The sequence below is a fragment of the Fulvimonas soli genome (assembly GCF_003148905.1).
Lineage (GTDB): Bacteria > Pseudomonadota > Gammaproteobacteria > Xanthomonadales > Rhodanobacteraceae > Fulvimonas > Fulvimonas soli.
In genome coordinates, this window is sequence record NZ_QGHC01000003.1 from 224069 (window position 1) to 246149 (window position 22081).

The 22081-nt window shown below is 72.2% G+C and carries 19 protein-coding genes; 8 read left to right on the forward strand and 11 right to left on the reverse strand.

The genetic code is table 11. The features are described from left to right. Window positions 1–233: 233 nt before the first annotated feature. From C7456_RS04960 to C7456_RS04975, 4 genes are read right to left on the reverse strand one after another with little or no spacing between them, the layout of a single operon-like run. Complete coding sequence (locus C7456_RS04960) at window positions 234–833, reverse strand: PqiC family protein (RefSeq protein WP_109722656.1); 600 nt, start codon at window positions 831–833, stop codon at window positions 234–236. Further along, a complete protein-coding gene (locus C7456_RS04965; RefSeq protein WP_109722657.1) occupies window positions 830–2509 on the reverse strand; it encodes a PqiB family protein in 1680 nt (559 codons plus the stop codon). Before C7456_RS04965 ends, C7456_RS04960 begins: the two co-directional genes overlap by 4 nt. 9 nt (window positions 2510–2518) lie before the next feature. After that, complete coding sequence (locus tag C7456_RS04970) at window positions 2519–3136, reverse strand: paraquat-inducible protein A (protein WP_109722658.1); 618 nt, start codon at window positions 3134–3136, stop codon at window positions 2519–2521. Beyond that, window positions 3133–3747 (reverse strand): paraquat-inducible protein A, encoded by a 615-nt coding sequence (locus tag C7456_RS04975; protein WP_109722659.1) that lies wholly within the window; start codon window positions 3745–3747, stop codon window positions 3133–3135. The genes C7456_RS04970 and C7456_RS04975 overlap by 4 nt, the downstream gene beginning before the upstream one ends. A 160-nt stretch (window positions 3748–3907) precedes the next feature. Here C7456_RS04975 and trxA point away from each other — a divergent pair, with 160 nt between their 5' ends. Both trxA and C7456_RS04985 read left to right on the forward strand, forming a co-directional pair. After that, window positions 3908–4765 (forward strand): thioredoxin, encoded by an 858-nt coding sequence (trxA, locus tag C7456_RS04980; RefSeq protein ID WP_109722660.1) that lies wholly within the window; start codon window positions 3908–3910, stop codon window positions 4763–4765. Between the two features lie 167 nt (window positions 4766–4932). Next, window positions 4933–5385: a DUF4442 domain-containing protein gene (locus C7456_RS04985; RefSeq protein ID WP_109722661.1), complete on the forward strand. Its 453-nt coding sequence runs from the start codon at window positions 4933–4935 to the stop codon at window positions 5383–5385. Window positions 5386–5674: 289 nt separating this feature from the next. On the opposite strand, the gene C7456_RS04990 is transcribed toward C7456_RS04985, so the two are convergent. After that, the gene (locus C7456_RS04990) at window positions 5675–6337 is read right to left on the reverse strand and encodes a hypothetical protein (RefSeq protein ID WP_109722662.1); all 663 of its coding nucleotides are present in this window, start codon (window positions 6335–6337) and stop codon (window positions 5675–5677) included. A gap of 3 nt (window positions 6338–6340) precedes the next feature. Further along, window positions 6341–6865 carry an RNA polymerase sigma factor gene (locus C7456_RS04995; protein WP_109722663.1) on the reverse strand — a complete coding sequence of 175 codons (525 nt, stop codon included), beginning with the start codon at window positions 6863–6865 and terminating at the stop codon, window positions 6341–6343. A 122-nt stretch (window positions 6866–6987) separates the two neighbouring features. Here C7456_RS04995 and C7456_RS05000 point away from each other — a divergent pair, with 122 nt between their 5' ends. Both C7456_RS05000 and C7456_RS05005 read left to right on the forward strand, forming a co-directional pair. Then, window positions 6988–7641, forward strand: a complete 654-nt coding sequence (locus C7456_RS05000; RefSeq protein WP_109722664.1) for a DUF502 domain-containing protein — start codon at window positions 6988–6990, stop codon at window positions 7639–7641. Between the two features lie 13 nt (window positions 7642–7654). Beyond that, a complete protein-coding gene (locus C7456_RS05005) occupies window positions 7655–9445 on the forward strand; it encodes a M14 family metallopeptidase (RefSeq protein WP_245889771.1) in 1791 nt (596 codons plus the stop codon). Between the two features lie 323 nt (window positions 9446–9768). Here C7456_RS05005 and C7456_RS05010 read toward each other — a convergent pair whose 3' ends face one another. Both C7456_RS05010 and C7456_RS05015 read right to left on the reverse strand, forming a co-directional pair. Continuing rightward, entirely contained in the window at window positions 9769–10458 is a 690-nt protein-coding gene (locus C7456_RS05010) for an LrgB family protein (RefSeq protein WP_109722665.1), read from the reverse strand. Continuing rightward, a complete protein-coding gene (locus C7456_RS05015) occupies window positions 10448–10858 on the reverse strand; it encodes a CidA/LrgA family protein (RefSeq protein WP_211306249.1) in 411 nt (136 codons plus the stop codon). The genes C7456_RS05010 and C7456_RS05015 overlap by 11 nt, the downstream gene beginning before the upstream one ends. An 80-nt stretch (window positions 10859–10938) precedes the next feature. Between C7456_RS05015 and C7456_RS05020 the strand changes: the two genes are divergently transcribed. Further along, complete coding sequence (locus C7456_RS05020; protein ID WP_109722667.1) at window positions 10939–11823, forward strand: LysR family transcriptional regulator; 885 nt, start codon at window positions 10939–10941, stop codon at window positions 11821–11823. A gap of 61 nt (window positions 11824–11884) precedes the next feature. Here the strand turns inward: C7456_RS05020 and C7456_RS05025 are convergent, their stop codons facing one another. Next, window positions 11885–13507 carry a multicopper oxidase family protein gene (locus C7456_RS05025; protein WP_245889772.1) on the reverse strand — a complete coding sequence of 541 codons (1623 nt, stop codon included), beginning with the start codon at window positions 13505–13507 and terminating at the stop codon, window positions 11885–11887. Window positions 13508–13673: 166 nt separating this feature from the next. Beyond that, window positions 13674–15245: a phospholipase C gene (locus C7456_RS05030; RefSeq protein ID WP_245889773.1), complete on the reverse strand. Its 1572-nt coding sequence runs from the start codon at window positions 15243–15245 to the stop codon at window positions 13674–13676. A gap of 454 nt (window positions 15246–15699) precedes the next feature. Between C7456_RS05030 and C7456_RS05035 the strand changes: the two genes are divergently transcribed. The 3 genes from C7456_RS05035 (at window position 15700) to C7456_RS05045 (ending at window position 21072) form a co-directional block, all read left to right on the forward strand. Further along, on the forward strand, window positions 15700–17820 hold the full coding sequence (locus C7456_RS05035; protein WP_109722669.1) for a M13 family metallopeptidase: 2121 nt from the start codon (window positions 15700–15702) through the stop codon (window positions 17818–17820). Window positions 17821–18074: 254 nt separating this feature from the next. Beyond that, window positions 18075–20369, forward strand: a complete 2295-nt coding sequence (locus C7456_RS05040) for a catecholate siderophore receptor Fiu (RefSeq protein ID WP_109722670.1) — start codon at window positions 18075–18077, stop codon at window positions 20367–20369. Window positions 20370–20394: 25 nt separating this feature from the next. After that, complete coding sequence (locus C7456_RS05045; protein ID WP_109722671.1) at window positions 20395–21072, forward strand: Fe2+-dependent dioxygenase; 678 nt, start codon at window positions 20395–20397, stop codon at window positions 21070–21072. Window positions 21073–21160: 88 nt separating this feature from the next. Here the strand turns inward: C7456_RS05045 and C7456_RS05050 are convergent, their stop codons facing one another. Next, window positions 21161–21883, reverse strand: coding sequence for a pirin family protein (locus C7456_RS05050; protein ID WP_109722672.1), 723 nt, complete (start codon window positions 21881–21883; stop codon window positions 21161–21163). Between the last annotated feature and the right edge of the window lie 198 nt (window positions 21884–22081).

A 22081-nucleotide genomic window follows, 5' to 3' on the forward strand; every position in this document is an offset into this window, starting at 1 on the left:
GTGTTCGGGTGCCATGTGCGGTTGCGGCCGCCGTCCGCGGGGCGCGAGCGGCGGCGACGATGAACCCCGCAGACTAGCAGAATCGGCGCCTTTCCTGCGCCCGGGTTGGCTTCCGAGGGCTCGTCATGGCGCGGGCCATCGCGGCCGGGGGCCGCTCCCACGGGCTCGCGGCAACCTTGCGGGAGCGGCCTCCGGCCGCGATGGCCCCGGCATCCCCTCTCCCGCGCCCCGCGCTAGCCGGCCGGGCACGCCGGCATGCCGCCCGCGGCGGCCGCCCTGGCGACGCCCGCGATCTGCTCCGCCAGCGCCGCCAGCGCCTGCTGGTGGCCCTGCACCAGCGCGGCGTAGCCATCGCCCACCGGCTCGCGCAGCCGGCTCGTGCAGCTCGCCGTGCCGCCGCCCTGCAGCGAGCGCACGCTCCAGACCGCCTCGACCAGCGCGTAGGCGCCGGGCACCGAATCGAAGCGGCGCAGGTCCACGCGGATGCGCAGACGCGGCTGGCCGCTGGCCGGCAGGCCGCTGGCGTCCTGCGCGCCGAGCGCGCGCGCGAGGTCCGCCGACAGCGCGGCGCGCACCTCGTCGGGCAGCGGCGCGATCCAGCGCTCGCCGTCGAGCACCGCCACGCCCTGCCCGCCCTGGCGCACCACCAGCTGCGGCTGGTCCACCTGGGCCGGCACGCCCACCGGCAGCAGCTCGAACTGGAACGGCGCAGTGGCCGGCGCCGCGGTGGCGTCGGCCGGCGGCACCAGCGTGTAGTAGTGCATCGGCGCCGAGGCGCAGGCGGCCAGCCCCAGCGCGAGCATCGCCGGCATCAGGAATCGGGCGCGGATCATGGCTGGCTCCCTTGCTTGGTCGTCTCGGCCGGCGCGGGGGCCGGCCTGCCGGGCACCGGGTCGGCCTTGCGCCCGCGGATCAGCGCCTCCGGGTGGCCGCCCAGGTAGTCGGTGAGCGCGCGCAGCGAGCGCGCCATGCGCTGCAGCTGCTCCAGCGTGTCGCCGAGGCTGCGCTGCAGCGGCGAGTCGGCCGACAGCGCGCTGTCGGCGCTGCCCAGGGTGCGCTGCGCGCCCTCCAGCGTGCTCCTGAACTGCGGCAGCACCTGGCCGTTGACCTGCCTGAGCGTGCCGTGCAGCTCGGCCAGGGTCTGGTCGAGGTTGCGGCCGATGCTGTCGAACGGGATCTTCTGGATCTTGTCCACGATCTCGGCCAGCTGCTCCTGCAGCTTGTCGAAGCTGCCCGGCGCGGTGGGCAGCTCCAGCGGCTTGCCGGCGGGATCGAACGTCGCCTTCGGCGCGTTCGGCACGAAGTCGAGCGCGATGTACAGCTGGCCGGTGAGCAGGTTGCCGGTGCGCGCCTGCGCGCGCAGGCCGTGGTCGACCAGCTTGCCGACCAGGTTGGCCATGTCGGCGTCGTCGCCCTTGGCCTGCGCGGCGGCGGAGAGCTTCTCGTAGGCGCGCCCCAGCCGCTGCGGGTAGACCACCGCGCCCACCAGCACCGGGAAGCGCTTCCTGGCGTCGTCGTAGTCCAGGTTGATCGACACCACCTTGCCGATGTTGATGCCGAGGAACTCCACCGGCGCGCCCACCGCCAGCCCGCGCAGCGACTGGTCGAAACGCATGCGCACGTAGCGCGCCGGGCCGTCCGGCGGCGCCATCGCGGTGGCCTGGTCGGCGAACAGCCGGAAGCTGGCGTTCTCCGGCGCGGGCGTGCTGTCGTGCGGGCCGGGCGGGTCCTGGAAGGCCACGCCGCCGGCCAGCACGGTGGCCAGCGACTGGCTGTTGACCTTCAGCCCGTCGGCGCCCAGCGACACGTCCACGCCGCTGGCGTTCCAGAAGCGCGAGGCCTGGGTGACGAAGCGGTCGTTCGGGCCGTCGACGAAGATCTGCAGCGAGACGCCCTTGCCGTCCTTGTCCAGCTGGTAGGACGCCACCCGGCCCACCTGGATGCGCCGGTAGTAGACCGGCGAGCCGATGTCCAGCGAGCCCAGGTCGTCGCTGTGCAGGATGAAGCTCTTGCCCGGCGCGCCGTGCAGCACCGCCGGCGGCGTCTCCAGGCCGGTGAACAGGTCGCGGTACTCCTGCGAGTCGCCCACGTCGGCGCCGATGAAGGAGCCGGACAGCAGCGTGTCCACGCCCGACACGCCGCCCAGGCCGATGCGCGGGCGCACCACCCAGTAGCGCGTGTCGGCGGTGGCGAAGCCCTCGGCGCTCTTGGCCAGCGCCACCCGCACCAGCACGTGGCTGCGGTCGGGGCTGAGGTCGATGCGCTCGACCTTGCCGATCACCACGTTCTTGTACTTCACCGGCGTCTTGCCGGCCTCGATGCCCTCGGCGCCGAGGAAGCTGATGGTGATGGTGGGGCCGGACTGCAGCCAGGCGTTGACCGCCAGCGACAGCCCGACCAGCGCCGCCAGCGCCGGCACCAGCCAGATCAGCGACGCGCCGAAGCGGCGGCGGCGCACCGCCGGCTCCGGCAGCCCGCCCGTGGGTCCTGGCCTGTTCTCGTCGGTCATGCGTTGTCCCTAGTCGGTTCCGGCATCCCAGATCATGCGCGGGTCGAAGCTCATCGAGGCGAGCATGGTGAGCACCACGGTGAGGCCGAAGTAGACCACGCCCGGCAGCGGCTCCACCTGGCTGAAGAAGCCGAACTGCACCAGCGCGGTGAGCAGCGCCACCACGAACACGTCCAGCATCGACCAGTAGCCGATGAACTCGACCATGCGGTACAGCTTGGCGCGCTGCGCCTGCGCCCAGCGGCTGCCGCGCTGCGCGCACACCAGCAGCATGCCGATCACCAGGAACTTCATCATCGGCACCACGATGCTGGCGGTGAACACGATCACCGCCAGGTCCGGCGAGCCCTTCACCCACAGCTCGACCACGCCGCTCAGGATGGTGTTGTCGTCCACGTCGCCCAGGCTCACCGTGCGCATGATCGGCAGCACGTTGGCCGGGATGTAGAGGATGAAGGCGGCGACCAGCAGCGCCCAGGTGCGCGTGACGCTGGCGCGCTTGCGCCGGTGCAGCGCCGCGCCGCAGCGCGGGCAGGCCGCGTCCTCGCGGCCGGTGTCGCGGCAGACCAGGCCGCACACGTGGCAGCCGATCAGGCCCAGCTCGGCCGCGCGCGGCAGCGCGCTCATCGCGCCGGCTCCGCGGTGAGGTCCCACAGGCGCCGCAGGTCCACGCCGGAGAACACGGTGACCAGCAGCATCAGCGCGCCGTAGGCGTAGATGCCGGCGTTGGCGGTCACCTCGAAGTACATGTGCGCCTTGACGATCGCCACCAGCGCGCCCATCACGAACACCTCGCTCATCGTCCACGGGCGCAGGTAGTGCAGCGCCACCATCGCCTCGCGGAAGCCCGGCCCGCGCCGCCCGCGCCGCGCATGCACCAGCACCAGGCCGAGCAGCAGCATGCGCAGCACCGGGAAGAAGAACAGCGTGGCCGCCGCCAGCACCGCCACCACCGGCGCGCGGTCGCGCCACATGGTGGCGATCACGCCCCACAGCCGCGAGGAGACCTGCTGGCCGTTGAGCCCCAGCGTCACGATCGGCCAGATGTTGGCCTGCACGAACACGATCATCGCGGTCAGCACCAGCGCCAGCAGCGCGTCCACGCCCAGGCGGTGGTGCCGCTCCAGCTCGGCGCCGCAGCGCACGCAGCGCGCCACCTCGCCGCGGGCCAGCGCGCGGCGGCGGTAGACCGTGTCGCAGTCCTCGCAGATCTGCAGCGATGTGTCGATGGCTGTCATCCCGAGCGGTCCCGGAGCCGGCGCGCGCCGGCCGGCATTCTCGCAAATCTCCCCTGCGCGCGCTGAACCGGGCGCGACCGCGCACGGCGCCGTCACGCGCCCTTGATATGCTGCGGGCCGACCCGATCTGCCGACGATCCCCCAGCGGAGAAACCTGCCCGTGAGCACGACCCTGCCGTCCCATGTCATCGACGTCGACCAGAGCAACTTCGAGGCCGAGGTGCTGCAGGCCTCGCTGGACGCGCCGGTCCTGGTGGACTTCTGGGCGACCTGGTGCGGCCCGTGCAAGACGCTGGGTCCGATGCTGGAGAAGCTCGCCGCCGAGTACAACGGCGCCTTCCGCCTGGCCAAGGTGGACGTGGACAAGAGCCAGCAGCTGGCCGCGATGTTCGGCATCCGCTCCGTGCCCACGGTGATGCTGGTGAAGGACGGCCAGATCCTCGACGGCTTCGCCGGCGCGCTGCCCGAGGGCCAGCTGCGCCAGTTCCTCGACCAGTACGTGCAGCCGCTGGACGGCGCGCCGGCGCAGGAGGAAGCCGCGCCGGAGACGCCCGAGGAGGCGATCAGCCGCCTGCAGCAGGAGATCGCCGCCACGCCCGACCGCCCCGAGCTCAAGCTCGACCTCGCGCTGGCGCTGATGCGCGCCGGCCGCGCCGACGCGGCCGAGGCCGAGCTCGACGCCCTGCCCGCCAACCTCGCCACCGACGCCCGCGCGGTGCGCCTGCGCAACCAGCTGGACCTGGCCCGCGCGCTGGAAGGCGCGCCGGCGCTGGAGGAGCTGCAGCGGCGCGTGGCCGCCGACGGCGGCGACTGGGCCGCGCGCGACCTGCTCGGCGTGCGCCTGCTGCTGGAAGGCGACCCCGCCGCCGGCCTGGAACAGTTCCTCGCCATCCTCGAAAAGGCCCGCGACTGGAACGACGGCGCCGCGAAGAAGCGCCTGCTCGCCGCCTTCGCCACGCTGGACGACGCCGGGCTGGTGGGCAGGTACCGCCGGCGGATGGCCTCGCTGCTGTTCTGACCCGGCCCGCTCGGCCATCGCTGGACTTCGACGCCACGCGCCTTGCGCCCTCCCCCCTCCGGGGAGAGGGCCGGGGTGAGGGGCCATCCTGGCGACGCGCCCCAGATCACCATACGCGCAAGTACGCTCGGCTAAGCTGCCCCCCTCCGACCGCCGCCCCGGACCCCATGCGCGCCTCCACCTTCCGCCGCCTGCTCAACCTCTGGCCGCCGTACCTGTTCAGCGGCATCCGCGTGCTGCACGTCGCCGACGACTGGTCGCAGGCGCGCGTGGCGCTGCGCCTGCGGCCCTGGAACCGCAACTACGTGCGCACCCAGTTCGGCGGCAGCCTGTTCTCGATGACCGACCCGTTCTGGATGCTGCTGGTGATGCACCGCCTCGGCGGCGACTACTACGTGTGGGACAAGGCCGCCACGATCGACTTCGTCGCGCCCGGCCGCGAGGACGTCTACGCCGAGTTCCGGCTGGAGCCGGCGGTGCTCGACGAGCTGCGCGCCGCCGCGGCCGGCGGCGAGAAGGTGCTGCGCTGGTTCGAGACCGAGGTGAAGACCGCCGGCGGCGCAGTGGTCGCGCGCGTGCGCAAGCAGCTCTACGTGCGGCTGAAGCCGAAGGCGCGCTGAAGGCGGCCGGAAGCCCGGGCTCGCGGCACAACCTCGCCGTCATTCCGGCGCCGGTCCGCCACTGTCCGGAATCATCCCGAACACCCGCCATCGAACGAGCAGCACAGGCCGACACCCCCGCTCTCGCTCGTCATTCCGGCGCAGGCCGGAATCCGGTGGCCGCGCGGCCTGAGCGAGCCTGGTCGCTGCTGGATGACGCGCCGCGCTCGTCCTTGCCGGCCGTCTGCCACGCAGACGCTCCACGCGCTTCGCGCCGGTCCGGTCTGCGCCGCAATGACGGGTGGGCAAGTCACCCCCGCTCGAAGCGCGCGATCTCCTCCAGCATCGCCTCGGCCTTCCTCACCGCGCCGCCGGCGAAGTTGTCCTCCAGCCAGCGGCGGCGCCCGGCGCGGCGGATCAGCGCGTAGGCCAGCAGCACCAGCGCCAACGAAACGAGGCCGCTGAAGACGAAGTGCCCCGTCAGCCATGGGGCATGGTTCCAATAATCGTCGCCCCACCGGTCGAAGCCGTACTGGACCAGCATCAGCGCCGCCGGCACCCACACGACGGCGCCCAGCACCGCGAACACCGGCGCCTCCACCCGCACGCGCCATGCGCGCAACGCGGCCAGGCGGCGCTGGTTCTCCAGTACTGGCGCGGCATGGTCGATCTCCCGCAGCAGGAAAAGCAGGCGCCCGGCGAAGGCGACCATCACGATGCCGAAGGCCTGCACCGCCGCGCCGCAAAGCACGTGGTGCAGCACGTCGAGGTGCGTGGTCCAGAACGAAACGCCCCACAGCATCGCGGCCACGCCGAAGGCGATCTGCACGTACTGTCCCCACGCCAGCGGCCGCAGCCCGCGGCGCAGCCGGTCCATGCCCTGTCCGCGGTGGATCGCGCGGTATAGCGCGGCCTGCTCCGCCAGCCGGCGGTCGAGCGCCTGCCAGGCCTGCTTCATCTCGTCAAGTTCCATGGGTCAGTCTCCGGTGGCCGCCGCGCCGGCCATCTGCCCGCGCAGCGTCTGCTTGATGCGGCCGATCTTGGTGGCCACGTTGGTTGTGCTGATGCCGAGGATTTCGGCGATCTCGGCATGTGACTTGTCCTCCAGGTACAGCAGGATCAGCGCGCGATTGAGCGCGTCGAGCCGCCCGATGAAGGCGTACAGCGCGGCCAGCCGCTCGTCCGGCTCGGGCACGGGCTCGCCGCCGATGCCGTCGAGGTGGTGCTGTTCCAGCGGCTCCAGCCTGCCGCCCTGCGCGCCGTCCGACTTGCGCAGCTGCGAGATCGCCACGTTCAGCGCCACTCGGTACAGCCAGGTGGAGAACTTCGCCCGCCGCTCGTCGTAGCGCGCGAACGAGCGCCAGGCTTGCAGGCCGATCTCCTGCGCCAGGTCGCGGCGGTCCTCGGCGTGGGCGGCGTACAGCGCGGCCACCTTGAACACGATGCGCTCGTGCGCGCGCAGCAGTGTCTGGAAGCGTTGCGGGTCGGCGTGGGCGGTCATCGGCGCGGTTCGTTCCCCTGGATTCGACCCATGATTCGCGCCGCGCGGAAAAAAATCACGGCCGGCCGCGGGCGGCGTGGCCGCGACTACAATCTTCCCCTCCGACTCCCCGGAATGCCCCGATGCGACCGCTGCGCGTCCGCCGCTACCTCATCACCGGCCTGCTCACCTTCGTGCCGCTGTGGGTGACCTGGCTGGTCTTCAAGTTCGTGTTCGGCCTGCTCGCCGGGCTGGGCGCGCCGCTGGCCACCGTGCTGCGCCGCGCGCTTGGCCTGGCCGCGCCGGACGCCGCCGCCGCGCTGGACCACGGCTGGGCGCTGGCGATCCTCGCCCTGGCCGTCACCCTGCTCGGCCTGTACCTGCTCGGCTGGCTGGCCAGCCGGATGATCGGCCGCCGCCTGCTGGACGCCTTCGACGGCCTGCTCGCGCGCATCCCGCTGGTGCAGACCATCTACGGCGGCACCAAGAAGCTGATGGCGGTGCTGCAGAACAAGCCCGGCGGCATGCAGCGGGTGGTGCTGGTGGACTTCCCGCGCCGCGGCCTGAAGGCGGTGGGCTTCGTCACCCGCACGCTGGTCGAGGAAGGCAGCGGCCGCGAGCTGGCCGCCGTGTACATCCCCACCACGCCCAACCCCACCGGCGGCTACCTGGAGCTGGTGCCGGTGGAGGAACTGACGCCCACCGACTGGACGATGGACCAGGCGATGGCCTTCATCATCTCCGGCGGCGCGGTCGCGCCGGAGGCCCTGCCCGCCGCGCCGCGCGGCGAGAACTGAGGAACCCCGCCCCATGCGCCTGCGCCGCTTCGTCCTGTCCGCCCTGCTGGGCACCGCCGCCATGAGCGCGCACGCCGCCGACTGGACCACGCCCGCGGAAGCCACGCGCTTCCGCGCCACGCCGGGCTACGCCGACACCCTGGCCTACCTCGGACGCCTGCAGCGCGCCGCGCCCGGCAAGCTCAGGCTGGACACCTTCGGCACCACGCCGGAAGGCCGGCCGATGACGGTGGTGATCGCCAGCGGCGACGGCACGTTCGACCCCGCGGCCGCGCGCGCCGCGCACAAGCCGGTGGTGCTGCTGCAGGCCGGCATCCATCCCGGCGAGATCGAGGGCAAGGACGCCGGGCTGATGCTGCTGCGCGACTTCGCCGTCGCCGGGAAACTCCCGCACCTGCTCGACCATGCGGTACTGGTCTACATCCCGGTGTTCAGCGTCGACGGCCACGAGAACAGCTCGCCCTACCACCGCATCAACCAGAACGGCCCGGCGTCGCAGGGCTTCCGCGGCCAGTCGCAGTACCTCAACCTCAACCGCGACTACGTCAAGGCCGACGCGCCGGAGATGCGCGCGTGGCTGAAGCTGTGGCAGCGCTGGCTGCCGGACTTCCTGGTCGACGTGCACACCACCGACGGCGCCGACTACCAGTACGACCTGACCTGGTACACCGAGGACCCGCACAAGCTCGATCCCGCGGTGGACGCCTGGCAGCGCGCGCTGATGGCCGCGGCGATCCCCGCCTACGAGAAGCGCGGCCACCTCGCCTCGATCTACCTGGAATTCAAGGACGGCGCCGACCCGACCAAGGGCATCGTCAACTTCGGCTCCGGCCCGCGCTTCTCCACCGGCTACGCGGCGCTGCAGAACCGCCCGGCGCTGCTGATCGAGACGCACATGCTGAAACCCTACGCGGCGCGCGTGAAGGCCACCTACGACCTGGTCGAGCTGGTGCTGGAACGGATCGGCGCGCAGCCGCAGGCGTTGCTCGACGCCACCGCGAAAGCCGACGCCGACACCATCGCCCGCGCGCGCGACGCGCAGGCGCGCGTGCCGCTCACCTTCAAGCCCGATCCCGCGCCTGCGCCGTACACGCTCAAGGGCTACGCCTTCACCCGCACGCACAGCGACGTCTCCGGCGCCGACTGGATCCAGTACGACCCGCGCCGCCCGCAGACCTGGCGCATCGACAACTGGAACGGCCTGCTGCCGGACGTGTCGGTGGCGCCGCCGGCCGCCTACGCGGTCCCGGCGCAGTGGACCGCGGTGATCGACCGGCTCGACGCCCACGGCATCGCCTACCGCCGCCTCGACCGCGCGGTGAAGCTGCGCGCGACCGGCTACCAGCTCGACGGGCCGCGCTGGGCGGGCAAGCCGTTCGAGGGCCACCTGATGCTGCGCGACTTCGCGCTGCGCGAGGCGCCGCGCGAGGTGGAGCTGCCGCCCGGCTCGGTGATCGTGCCGCTGGACCAGCGCGCCGCCAACGTGGCGATCGAGCTGCTGGAGCCGCAGGCGCCGGACTCGCTGCTGCGCTGGGGCTACCTCGACGCGATCTTCGAGCCGAAGGAATACGGCGAACCGCGCGTGCTGGAGAAACTGGCGCGCGAGATGCTGGCGAAGGACCCGGCGCTCGAGGCCGAGTTCGAGCGCCGGCTGCGCGAGGACGCGGCCTTCGCGGCCAGCCCGCGCGCTCGCCTGGAGTTCTTCTTCGAGCGTTCGCCCTGGTATGCCGCACAGCATGTGGGTGCGTACCCGGTGCTGCGGCTGGACGCTGCGGAGCTGCAGCGCGTCGAAGCGCAACGGTGAGGCGCGCGGGACGCGCAGCCGGTGGAGAGCTGGCATCCGTGGCGAGGCCGTCCTGGGATGCAACGCTTCGAGTGCAGGGTTTCCGCGAGGCTGGCCCCACCCCGGCCCTCTCCCCGGAGGGGAGAGGGCGCAGGTCCACGGGAACGCCGGCCCATCGCGCATCCGCTCCCCTCCGGGGAGCGGAATGAGGCGAGGGGCCGTGGCCCGCGCCGGAATCCATCCTTGGAAGAAGCCGCGCTTCCGCAAGGCGCCTGCTTCCACCATCCGCCGGAAAGCGGGCAAACCTCACACGCACCTCCCTCCGCCCAGCCCACCGGCCGGACTCAGCGCAGCAAGTGCGCCAGCGCCGGCGCCAGCAGCACGTTGAGCAGCCCCGACAGCACCATCGCCAGGCTGGCCACGCTGCCCTCCTGCATGCCCACGTCGTAGGCCCTGGCCGTCCCCGCGCCGTGCGCGCCGACGCCGAACAGCGCGCCGCGCGCCAGCGCCGAGCGCAGCGGCAGCGCGCGCAGCAGCAGCTCGCCCAGCGCAACGCCCGCCACGCCGGTGATCACCACGAACAGCGCGGTGAGCTCGGGCACGCCGCCCAGGTCGGCCGAGGCCAGCATCGCCAGCGGCGTGGTCACCGAGCGCGGCAGCAGGCTGCGCCGCACCGCGTCGTCCAGGCCGCACAGCGTGGCCAGGCCCCAGGCGCTGGCCATCGCCACCGCGCTGCCGCCGAGCACGCCGGCCAGCAGCGCCGGCCAGTGCGCGCGGATCAGCCGGCGGTGGCGGTGGATCGGCAGCGCGAACGCCACCGTCGCCGGCCCCAGCATCAGCACCAGCCAGTGCGTGTCGCGGATGTAGGCCGGGTAGTCGGCGCCGAGCAGCAGGCCCAGCGCGAGCAGCAGCAGCGGCACGGTGAGCAGCGGCGAGGTCCACCAGCGCGGGCGCCGCCGGTACAGCGGCTTGAGCAGGTAGTAGCCGCCCACCGTGGCCAGCAGCCAGGCCAGCGAGAGCAGTTCAGCGCGCACGGCGCGCCCTCCAGCGGAACACGCGGTCCACCAGCAGCGCGGTGCTCGCCATCACCAGCGCGGTGCCGAGCAGGATCACCAGCAGGATGCGCCCGCCCTCCTGCCGCAGCAGCGGCAGGTGCCGCCATACCGCCATCACCGCGGGAATGAAGAACAGCAGCATCTCCGCCAGCAGCCAGTCGGCGCCGCGGCGCAGGCTGGCCGCCGGCACCGCGCCGGCGAGCAGCAGCGCCAGCAGCAGGCCCAGCGCCAGCACGCTGCCGGGCAGCGGCAGGCGCAGCGCGGCCGCGAGGCGGTCGCAGGCCAGCCAGAACAGGACGAGCAGCAGCACCTGCAGCGCCCGCGCCGCCCGGGGGCGGCGCCAGGCGAGCAGGCGCATGCGGGCATGCAGGGTTCTCATGGCTGTCCAGCCTAGGCCGCGCCGGTCTATGATGGAAATGAATTGTCTTCATCCCATCCATTCCCGAAAGGCATCGCTCCATGGACCTGCGCGGCCTGCGCTACCTGGTCGAGGTGGTACGCCACGGTGGCTTCGCCCGCGCGGCCGAGCACGCGCACGCGAGTCAGCCCACGCTGAGCAAGGCGCTCGCCCAGCTGGAGGGCGAGCTGGGCGAGCGCCTGCTCGAACGCGACCGCCGCGGCGTGCGGCTCACCGCCGCCGGCGAGGTCGTGCACCGCCATGCGCTGGCGATGCTGGCCGAGGCGGCGCGTCTGCGCGAGGAGCTGGACGCGCTGCGCGGCCTGCGCCGCGGCGAGCTGCGCCTGGGCCTGCCACCGCTGGGCAGCAGCGTGCTGTTCGCGCCGCTGCTGGCGCGCTACCGCCGGCAGCACCCGCAGATCGAGATCCGCCTGCTCGAGCACGGCAGCCGCCGGCTGGAACGGGCGGTGCTGGCCGGCGAGCTGGACGTGGCGGCCACCCTGCTGCCGGTCGGCGAGGGGCTGGACCACCAGCCCGTGCGCGACGAGCCGATGATCGCCCTGCTGCCGCAGTCGCACCCGCGCGCCGGGGCGAAGCGCTTCCGCCTGGAATGGCTGGCCGACACGCCGCTGATCCTGTTCGAGGAAGGCTTCGCGCTGAACCGGCTGATCCGCGAGGCCTGCGCCCGCCACGGCGTGGCACCGCACGAGACGGTGCGCAGCGCGCAGGTGGACTTCGTGCTGGCGCTGGTCGCCGCCGGCGGCGGCATCGCCCTGCTGCCGCGGCTGACCGTGCAGGGCCGCTCGCTGGACGGCCTGGCCGCGCTGCCGCTGGCCGCCGCCGACCTGCGCTGGCGGATGGTGCTGGCCTGGCGCCGCGGCAGCGCGCTCTCGCCGGCGGCGCGGGCCTGGCTGGCCCTGGTCGCGGGCGCGGCCACGGCTCGCTGACGCCGCTCCCGCCGCCTCGCGCGGCGCCGTGGCCGCCCGCGCGGACGCCGGGCGCGCCGGCTCAGGCCACCACCTCGAACGGCCGCATCATCTCGTTGGACGCATGCTCCAGCAGGTGGCAGTGCCAGACGTAGCGCCCGGCATAGCCCTCGAAGCGGACGATGAAGCGGGTGAGCATGCCGGGCGGCACCTGCGCGGTGTCCTTCCAGCCGCGCTCGTGCGGCGGCGGCGGCAGCGCCGGGCCGAGGTAGCGCAGCGTCCTTGAATCCACGTACTGGTCCACGTCGAACGGCCGGCGGTCGAGGACCTGGAAGCGCACCAGGTGCAGGTGGATCGGATGCGTGTCCTCGGTGAGGTTGAGCAGGCTCCAGATCTCGGTGCTGCCGAGCTTCGGCGTCTCGCTCACCGGGTCGTGCCAGCGTTTGCCGTCCAGCAGCATCAGCATCGGCTCGGCCAGGCAGTCGTCGTACTCGTCGATGGTGAGCAGGCGCGTCCGGGCCGCGGACGACTCGGCCAGGCGCGGCACGTCGCGCAGCACGGCCGGCACGCGGCTCCCGTCGCGCACCCGGCCGGCGGCGACGCGGAAGCGCATCAGCGGCGCCGCGTCGTTCATCAGCTCGACGTCCTGGCCGGCGAGCCCGGCGAAGTCGACCACCAGGTCGGCGCGCTCGGCCGGCGCCAGGACCAGCCCGGCCTGCGCCACCGGCGCGGCCAGCAGGCCCTGGTCGCTGCCGATCTGCAGGAACGGCCGCCGCCCGCGCAGGCTGAGCCGGAAGAAGCGCGCGTTCGAGGCGTTGAGCACGCGCAGGCGGTAGCGGCACGCCTGCACGTCCAGCCGCGGGAACAGCGCGCCGTTGACCAGCATGGCGTTGCCGAACACCTCCGGCACCCACGGCGCGTCGCCGACCCCGGAGGTCGGGTAGTAGAGCTGGCCGTCCGCGGTGAGCAGGCGGTCGCACAGCACCAGCGGCACCTCGCGCTCGCCGGACGGCAGGCCGAGCGACAGCTCGTGCTCGTCGCGCAGCAGGTACAGGCCGAACAGCCCCGCGTACATGTTGAGCCGCTCGATGCCCATGGTGTGGTCGTGGTACCAGAGCGTGGCCGCGTCCTGCCGGTTCGGGTAGTCGAGCGCGCGCGACTGCCCCGGCACGAACCAGTCGGTGGGATAGCCGTCCGCCCCGGGCGGCACGCGCGCGCCGTGCACGTGCACCACGCCGCGCACCTCGGGCGTGCCCGGCTCGGCGCCGCAGATGTTGCGGTCGATCGGCAGGAAGTGTTTCGCCGGCAGCTCGTTCGCCCACTCGATGCGCGCCGCCTCGCCGCTGCGCGCCTCGACCGGCGGTCCCGGCATGTGGCCGCCGTAGGTCCACAGGCGCGTGGGCGGCAGGTCGCGGTGCAGGCGCCGCGCGGTCTCGCGCATGGCGATGCGCAGCGGCCGGCCCGGCGCGGCGCGCAGCGCTTCCGGCAGCGGCAGCGGGTCGACGAACGGCGCCAGAACGTCCGGGTCGAGCAGGCGCGGCTCGGCGAGCTGGTCGGGCGCGGGGTGCCTGCACAGCGGCGCGCCACCCTGCTGCGACGCCATGTGCATCGGGTGGTGCGCCTGCGCGCGCAGGGCGGCCGGCGCGAGGCCGGCGGCCGCGCCCCAGGCGAGGTGCTTCAGGAAGCGGCGGCGGGAGGATTGCAATTCGGGCGCTCCGTCTGTCGGTGCGAATGCGGCGGTGCTTCGGGCCTGCCATCGCGGCCGGAGGCCGCTCCCACAGGATTGCGGCAAGCCCCGTCGGAGCGGCCTCCGGCCGCGAAAGGCCTCCGGCACGAGACGGCGGCCGCCCGTGCCGCCCGCGGCAAGGCGATCAGCCGTGCGGCCCGCTCCACGGCCAGAACGGCGGGGGCTCCCTCGCCGGCGTGCCGGTCTCCTCGTCGAGGATCAGCTCGCGCGCGAACGGCACCGGCTGGTGGAAGTCGAACATGTGCTCCAGCGTGCCGGCCACCGCGTCGAACGAGCCGCCGCCGATGCGCCGGCCGCGCAGCCAGTTGTCCTCGATGAAGCGCAGGATGGAGGACTGGTCGGTGAGCGTGTGGTCCACATAGTTGCTGCGCGCCCACGGCGAGATCACCAGCAGCGGCAGGCGCGGGCCGTAGCCGCAGCGGCCGCGCACCGGCTTGCCGTCGCCGTCGGCGCCGGGCAGGCTGCCGCGCGCCTTGCACAGCCCGGCGCCGTCCAGCTGGTCCGCCGGGCTGTCGGATGCGTTGACGCGCGGCGCCGCCTGGTGGTCGTACCAGCCGTCGGAATCGTCGTAGGCGATCACCACCGCGGTGTCGCGCCATTCCGGGCGCCGCTGCAGGAAGTTGATCACGTGCACCACGAACTGCTGCTCGTCCAGCGGATCGGAGTAGCCGGCGTGGCCGTCCTGGTAGCCCGGCGCCTTGAGGAAGCTCACCGCCGGGAAGTTGCCCGCGCTCACCGCGTCGAAGAAATCGTGGATGTCGTACTGGTGGTTCGCCGCGTCGCCCGGCTTGCCGATCGTCGCCACCGAGCTCGGCCGCACGTGGTTGGGGTTGGCGGTGGAGGGATAGTACTGGAACGGCTGGTGGTGCGGGATGTAGTCCACCTCGGCCACGTTCGTCACCGCCGACAGCGTGCTGCGCCGGCAGCCGGTGGTGCCGTTGGGGTTGACCACCGAGAGGTCGAAGCCGCCCTCGAAGAAGCCCCAGCTCACGCCGGCGTCGTCGAGCAGGTCGCCGACGTTGCGGCCGCTCATGCTGACGCCGCCGTTGGAGCACTTGTCGCCGGCCGGGTCGGCGTCGCCGATCATGGTCAGGCCGCCCTGGCCGTCGTCGATCGCCGCGCCGCCCGGCGTGCCGACCACGCCGTTGGTCTGCCCGGCGACCAGGTTGATCGCGCCCGGCGTGGACGGGCCGAAGGTGGTGCCGTAGCTGTTGTCGTTGAGCGCGAACCACTGTGCGTAGTGCCACAGCGCGGTGACGGTGTTGCCGTCGTAGTAGCCCATCACCTGGCCGCCGCCCTCCTCCTCGTCCGGCGCGCCCGGCAGCGTCTCGCCGTGGCCGGTGTAGCGCGGGAACAGGTCCATCGCGCCGCCGTGGAAGGCGCGCTGCTCGTTGCCGTAGGAGTGGTCCTGGTCGGCCGTGGCCGCCTGCGCGCGCGCGAGGCGGAACGGGTTGATCGCGCCGGCGCCGTTGTCGGCGTTGGCCGCGTTGGGGTTGTGGGCGAGCAGGTACGGGCCCAGCCCGTTGACCCGCGGGGTGAACGGCCGCGGATGGAACGCCGGCTCGCCCGGCGCGTTCGCGGCATACGGATAGGTGCCGAAGTAATGGTCGAACGACACGTTCTCCTGGAAGATCACCACCAGGTGCCTGATCGGCGTGGCCGTGCGCGGCTCGTGGCCCGGCCAGCGGCCGGGCATCGACGGCGCGTCGCCGAGGCCCCCGGCCGGGAATGGCGCGCCGCCCGCGGGCATCTCCGCGAGGGCGACGGCGGAAAAGCTCAGGACGCACGTGGCAAGGCAAGCTGCGAGGTTGTATCGCATGGGAAGGTCCCCTACGGCTGCGGAGTGATGCGCTCCCCCTCGAGCGCGGCCGCCGCGGACGATAGGCGCGCCCGGTGACAGCCGGATAACAGCGCCGGCCCGCATGCGGCCGGATGCGACGCGGCGCACGGTCCCAGCCGCGCCGGCGCCGGCGCCGGCCGGGGCTCCCGGGGCGCCCCCGTTGCGGGCGGCGCCCCTGACCTTTGACACTGTTTGCCCCATGACTTGCGGCCTAAGGTCGAAAGTCATGATTGCGCCCGGCGCCGAGGGGGCCCGGAGCGCTTCATCCATCGACCACGCCCGCAAGGGCGCTGCCTACTGAGGGACATCCATGACCAAGCCGTACCTGAAGCCTCTCGCCCTCGCGGTGAGCCTGGCCCTGTCGCTGACCGCCTGCGGCAAGCAGGAGCAGAACGCCCCGGCCGAGCCGGCCAAGAGCGCCAGCGCGCCCGCCGCGGCCGGCACCGTCGCCGCCGCGCCCAGGAGCGTGTTCGACGTCAGCGAGCTGGACCCGAACATCAACGCCTGCCAGGACTTCAACGGCTTCGTCAACGCCAAGTGGGTCGCCGCCAACCCGATCCCGAGCGACCGCACCCGCTGGGGCGCCTTCGACAAGCTGGCCGAGGACAGCCTGAACACCCAGCACGCCATCGTCGAGGCCGCCGCCAAGGACGCCGCCGGCGCCAAGCCAGGCTCGATCGAGCAGAAGATCGGCTACCTGTACGCCGCCGGCATGGACGAGGCCGCCATCGAGAAGGCCGGCTTCGAGCCGATCAAGCCCAAGCTCGACGCCATCGCCGCGCTGAAGAGCGGCAAGGACGTGGCCGACTACCTCGACAAGAGCTTCGGCGAGGGCGACATGCAGGTGTTCCAGTTCGGCTCCGGCGCCGACTTCAAGAACGCCAAGATGCAGATCGGCTACGCCAACCAGAGCGGGCTGGGCCTGCCGACCAGGGACTACTACCTCGACGACAAGTACAAGGACATCCGCGACGCCTACCTCGCCTACGTCGCCAAGACGCTGGCGCTGACCGGCGTGCCCGAGGCCGACGCGAAGAAGCAGGCCGACCAGGTGCTGGCCTTCGAGACCGAGCTGGCCAAGGCCTCGCTGTCGCCGGTGGAGGAGCGCGACCCGAAGAACCAGTACCACTTCGTCAGCGTGAAGGAAGCCGGCAAGGTCACCCCGCACTTCGACTGGGAGAAGTTCTTCCAGGCGCAGGGCGTGACCATCGACAAGGGCTTCTCGCTGTCGCAGCCGAAGTTCTTCGCCGAGTTCGACAAGCTGCTGGCCAAGGCGCCGGTCGACCAGTGGCAGGCCTACCTGCGCTTCCACGTCGCCGACGACGCCTCGCCGCTGCTCAGCAAGGCCTTCCAGGACAACAAGTTCGACTTCTACGGCAAGACCCTGTCCGGCCAGCCGGAGCAGAAGCCGCGCTGGAAGCGCGTGCTCGGCGCGGTCAACGGCTCGATGGGCGAGGCGCTGGGCCAGCTGTACGTGGCCAAGGTGTTCAAGCCCGAGGCCAAGCAGCGCGCGCAGGAGCTGGTGGACAACGTGCGCAACGCGCTCAAGGCGCGCATCGAGAACCTGGACTGGATGAGCGACGAGACCAAGGCCAAGGCCATCGCCAAGTGGAACACCTTCCTGCCCAAGATCGGCTATCCCGACAAGTGGCGCGACTGGTCGGGCCTGGAGGTCAAGCCGGGCGACTACTACGGCAGCGTGCAGGCGGCGGCCAAGTTCAACTACCAGTACGACCTGTCCAAGATCGGCAAGCCGACCGACCGCCTGGAGTGGGGCATGACCCCGCAGACGGTGAACGCCTACTACAACCCCACCGACAACACCATCAACTTCCCGGCCGCGATCCTGCAGCCGCCGTTCTTCTACGCCGACGGCGACGACGCGATCAACTACGGCGGCATCGGCGCGGTGATCGGCCACGAGGCCAGCCACGGCTTCGACGACGAGGGCAGCCAGTTCGACGGCGACGGCAACAACGTCAACTGGTGGACCAAGGCGGACCGCGAGAAGTTCGAGGCGCGCACCGACAAGCTGGTGCAGCAGTTCAACGACTACGCGCCGATCAAGGACAAGCCCGACGCGCACGTCAACGGCAAGCTGACCCTGGGCGAGAACATCGCGGACCTGGGCGGCCTCAACGTGGCCTACGACGCGCTGCAGGCGGCGCTGAAGAAGAACCCGCAGGAGGCCGGCGGGAAGATCGACGGCTACACCCAGGACCAGCGCTTCTTCCTCAACTGGGCTCGCGTGTGGCGCGGCAGCGTCCGCGAGAAGCAGGCGCTGCTGTACCTCAACACCGACCCGCACGCTCCCGCTTCGCTGCGCGCGATCGGTGCCCCGTCCAACATGGGCGCCTTCGCCGCCGCGTTCCAGTGCAAGCCGGGCGACGCGATGGTCCGCTCGGGCGACAAGCAGGTGAAGATCTGGTGACCCGGCCGTCCTGACGGCCGCGCCCGCGCGGCCTTCCGGAAGCGCCCAGCCCCGCACGCGAGTGCGGGGCTTTTTTTCGCCCGCAACGCATCCCTCACTGATTTATTGCAAATCGTTCTCATTAAGAATAGCATGCGGGACTTCGCGCAGCGGGCCGGCGGCCCAGCCACGCAGCCCTTCTTCCCGTGCCCGGGCCGGCCGCACCGCCCCGGGCGGGACGCCGCATCCATCGACATCGCACAAGGAAACACGCAATGGCTTTCATCAAGAGCCGCAAGCATGCCGCGCCCGCGACCGCCCTGCTCACCGGCCTGGCCCTGGCCCATCCGGCCGCCGCGGCGGACGCCACCTCCCCGCAGGTGGTCACCGACGCCAAGACGCTGCCCGGCGTGAAGGTGGAAGCCACGGCCGGCAGCGACTACCGCGTCGACAAGGTGTCCTCGCCCAAGTTCACCCAGCCGCTGCTGGACACCCCGCAGACCATCACCGTGATCGGCAAGGAGCTGATCCAGGAACAGGGCGCCACCACGCTCACCGAGGCGCTGCGCAACAGCCCCGGCGTGGGCACCTTCTACGTCGGCGAGAACGGCTCGACCAACACCGGCGACGCCATCTACATGCGCGGCTTCGACACCTCCGGCAGCATCTTCGTCGACGGCGTGCGCGACCTCGGCTCGATCTCGCGCGACGTGTTCAACATCGAGCAGGTGGAGGTCACCAAGGGCCCGGACGGCACCGAGTACGGCCGCACCGCGCCGACCGGCGCGGTCAACATGGTGAGCAAGCAGCCGCAGCTCGGCCGGGGCGTGTCCGCCTCGGTGAGCTACGGCAGCGGCGAGCGCAAGCGCGCCACCGCCGACTGGAACCAGCAGTTCGGCGGCAGCGCCGCCTTCCGCCTCAACGTGGTGGGCCAGGACAGCGGCGTGGCCGGGCGCGACGAGGTGAAGAACGACCACTGGGGCGTGGCGCCCGCGCTGGCCTTCGGCCTGGGCACGCCCACCCGCGTGTACCTGGACTACCTGCACGTCAAGCAGACCAACGTGCCCGACGGCGGCGTGCCGACCATCGGCCTGCCCGGCTACACCTCGCCGGACCCGGCGCGCCCCTTCCTCGACCATGCGCCGAAGGTGGACAGCGACAACTTCTACGGCACCGGGCAGGACCACGACCACGTCACCGCGGACATGTTCACCGCGATCGTCGAGCACGACTTCTCGCCGGACGTGGCGCTGCACAACACCACCCGCTGGGGCCGCACCACGCAGGACTACCTGCTGACCTCGTTCATGTTCAGCGCGGCCAACCTCAAGACGCCGGACCCGGCCGACCCGTCCACCTGGACCATGGCCCGCAGCAACCCGAACTTCAAGCACCAGGCCAACCGCATCCTCACCAACCAGACCAACGTCACCGCGACGATCGAGTCCGGCGCGGTGACGCAGAACCTCAGCGCCGGCGTCGAGCTGACCCAGGAGAAGGCCACCGCGGCGGGCATCGCCGCGCTCAACGGAAGCACCTGGCCGGCGGCCAGCCTGTACCACCCGGACCCGCACGTCGGCGGCCTGGTCTACGGCCCGACCGGCGCCGGCACCGCGGGCAAGACCAACACCGCGGCGGCCTACCTGTTCGACACGCTGAAGTTCGGCGAGCGCTGGCAGGTCAACGCCGGCGCGCGCCTGGACCACTACACCACCGACTTCAAGAGCACGGTGGTCTGCGGCGGCCGCGGCGCGCCGGCCTGCGGCAGCCTGCCCAACGGCAGCGTGGTGCCGGGCGTGGACGCGAGGAAGACCGGCAACCTGCCCAACTACAAGCTGGGCGTGGTCTACAAGCCGACCGCCAACGGCAGCCTCTACGCCAACTTCGCGCAGTCGCAGCAGCCGCCGGGCGGCAACACGCTGACCCTGAGCAGCTCGGCCAACAGCCTGGACAACCCCAACCTCGACCCGGAGAAGGCGCGCACGTTCGAGCTGGGCACCAAGTGGGACCTGCTGGGCAGCAAGCTGCTGCTGACCGGCGCGCTGTACCGCACCACCGTCAGCAACGAGCTGGTGCAGGACGCGACCGACCCGAACACCTACTACCAGATCGGCAAGAAGCGCGTGCAGGGCGTGGAGATCACCGCGGTCGGCAAGCTCACCGACGACTGGGCGGTCAGCGCGGGCTTCACCACCATGGACACCAAGGTGGTCACCGGCGCCGCGGTCACCAAGGACGGCTCCAGCGTGCTGGCCTACACGCCGAAGAACGCCTTCACCGCCTGGACCACCTACCACCTGCCGTTCGGCCTGACCGTCGGCGGCGGCGCGCGCTACTCCGGCGAGATGAAGCGCGGCACCGACGGCGCGGTCGGCACGCCGGCCTACACCGATGCGTACTGGGTGTTCGACGCGATGGCCAGCTACCCGGTCAACCCGCACTTCGACCTGCAGTTGAACGTGTACAACCTGTTCGACAAGGACTACGTCGCGGCGATCAACAAGAGCGGCTACCGTTACACCCCGGGCGCGCCGCGCTCGGCGATGCTCACCGCCAACATCCGCTTCTGACCCGACCGCCGAGGCCGCACCGCGCATGCTGCTGCACATTCCCGGGATACTGGACGCGCAGCAGCTCGCGCAGCTGCGGCAGGCGCTGGACGCGGCGGACTGGACCGACGGCCGCGAGACCGTCGGCGCCCAGGGCGCCAGGGTCAAGCGCAACCTGCAGCTGCCGGACGCCTCGCCGCTGCGCCAGCAGCTGGCCAAGGTGGTGCTGGCGGCGCTGGCGAAGCATCCGCTCTACCACGCGGCGGTGCTGCCGGCGCGCACGCTGCCGCCGCGCTTCAACCGCTACGAGGGCGGCGGCCACTACGGCTTTCACGTCGATGGCTCGGTGATGGCCCTGCCCGACGGCGCGCAGGTGCGCAGCGACGTCTCCTGCACGCTGTTCCTCAACGGGCCGGACGAGTACGACGGCGGCGAGCTGATCGTCAGCGACACCTACGGCGAGCACGAGGTGAAGCTGCCGGCCGGCGACGCCATCGTCTACCCGTCCAGCAGCCTGCACCGCGTGGCGCCGGTGACGCGCGGCGCGCGCCTGGCCTCGTTCTTCTGGGTGCAGAGCCTGGTGCGCGACGACGGCCGGCGGCGCCTGCTGTTCGAGCTGGACACCTCGATCCAGCGGCTGACCACCTCCGGCGCCGACGCCGACGCCGTGCTGCGGCTCACCGGCGTGTACCACAACCTGCTGCGGGCCTGGGCGGAGACCTGAGCGCGGGTTGCCGGGGGCCGAAGCGAAGCCGCCCGCGTCGCGCGGGCGGCTTTTTCCATGCGCGGCGCGAACCGCGAACCCGGCCGCCTCACGTCATCTGCGGCAGCTCGTGCGGGCGCAGGTCGAACACCAGCACCTCCGCGTCCGCGCCGTTGGCGAACTCCAGCCGGCCGCCGCCGCGGACGCGCACGCCGTCGCCCTCGGCGAGCCTGTCGCCGTTGAGCTCCACCGCGCCGCGCGCCACGTGCACGTAGGCGTGGCGGTCGGCCGGCAGCTCCAGGACGGCGCGCTCGGCGCCGTCGAACAGGCCGGCGTAGACGCGCGCGTCCTGCCGGATCTCCAGCGAGCCGTCCCGGCCGTCGGGCGAGAGGATCAGGCGCAGGCGGCCGCGCTTCTCCTCCGGCGCGAAGTGGCGCTGCTGGTAGCGCGGCTCGGCGCCGGCCACCGCGGGCACGATCCAGATCTGCAGGAAGTGCACCGGCTCGTCCTGCGAGTGGTTGAACTCGCTGTGCGTGACGCCGGTGCCCGCGCTCATGATCTGCACGTCGCCCGGCCGGATCACCGAGCCGGTGCCCATGCTGTCCTGGTGCTCCAGCGCGCCTTCCAGCACGTAGGAGAAGATCTCCATGTCGTTGTGCGGGTGCCGGCCGAAGCCCTGGCCCGGCGCGACGCGGTCGTCGTTGATCACGCGCAGGTCGGAGAAGCCGATCCGCCGCGGGTCGTAGTAGTGGCCGAACGAGAAGGTATGGCGGGACGAAAGCCAGCCGTGGTTGGCGACGCCGCGGTCGCCGGCCCTGATCATGTCGAACATCGATGCGCTCCTCATATCATGCATAGGTAAGGAATGATGCCGGCGGCGACTGGCGCGCTTCCGGCCGGCCGGGGCCGGGGGCGCCGCGCCACCGTCGCGCGCATCCTAGTCCCCGTGCGGGCGGCGAAAAATCACCTGTCCGGCGCAACACTGTCCCCGCGGAAACGACAATGGAATCCGTGGGGCCGCTTGCGCCGT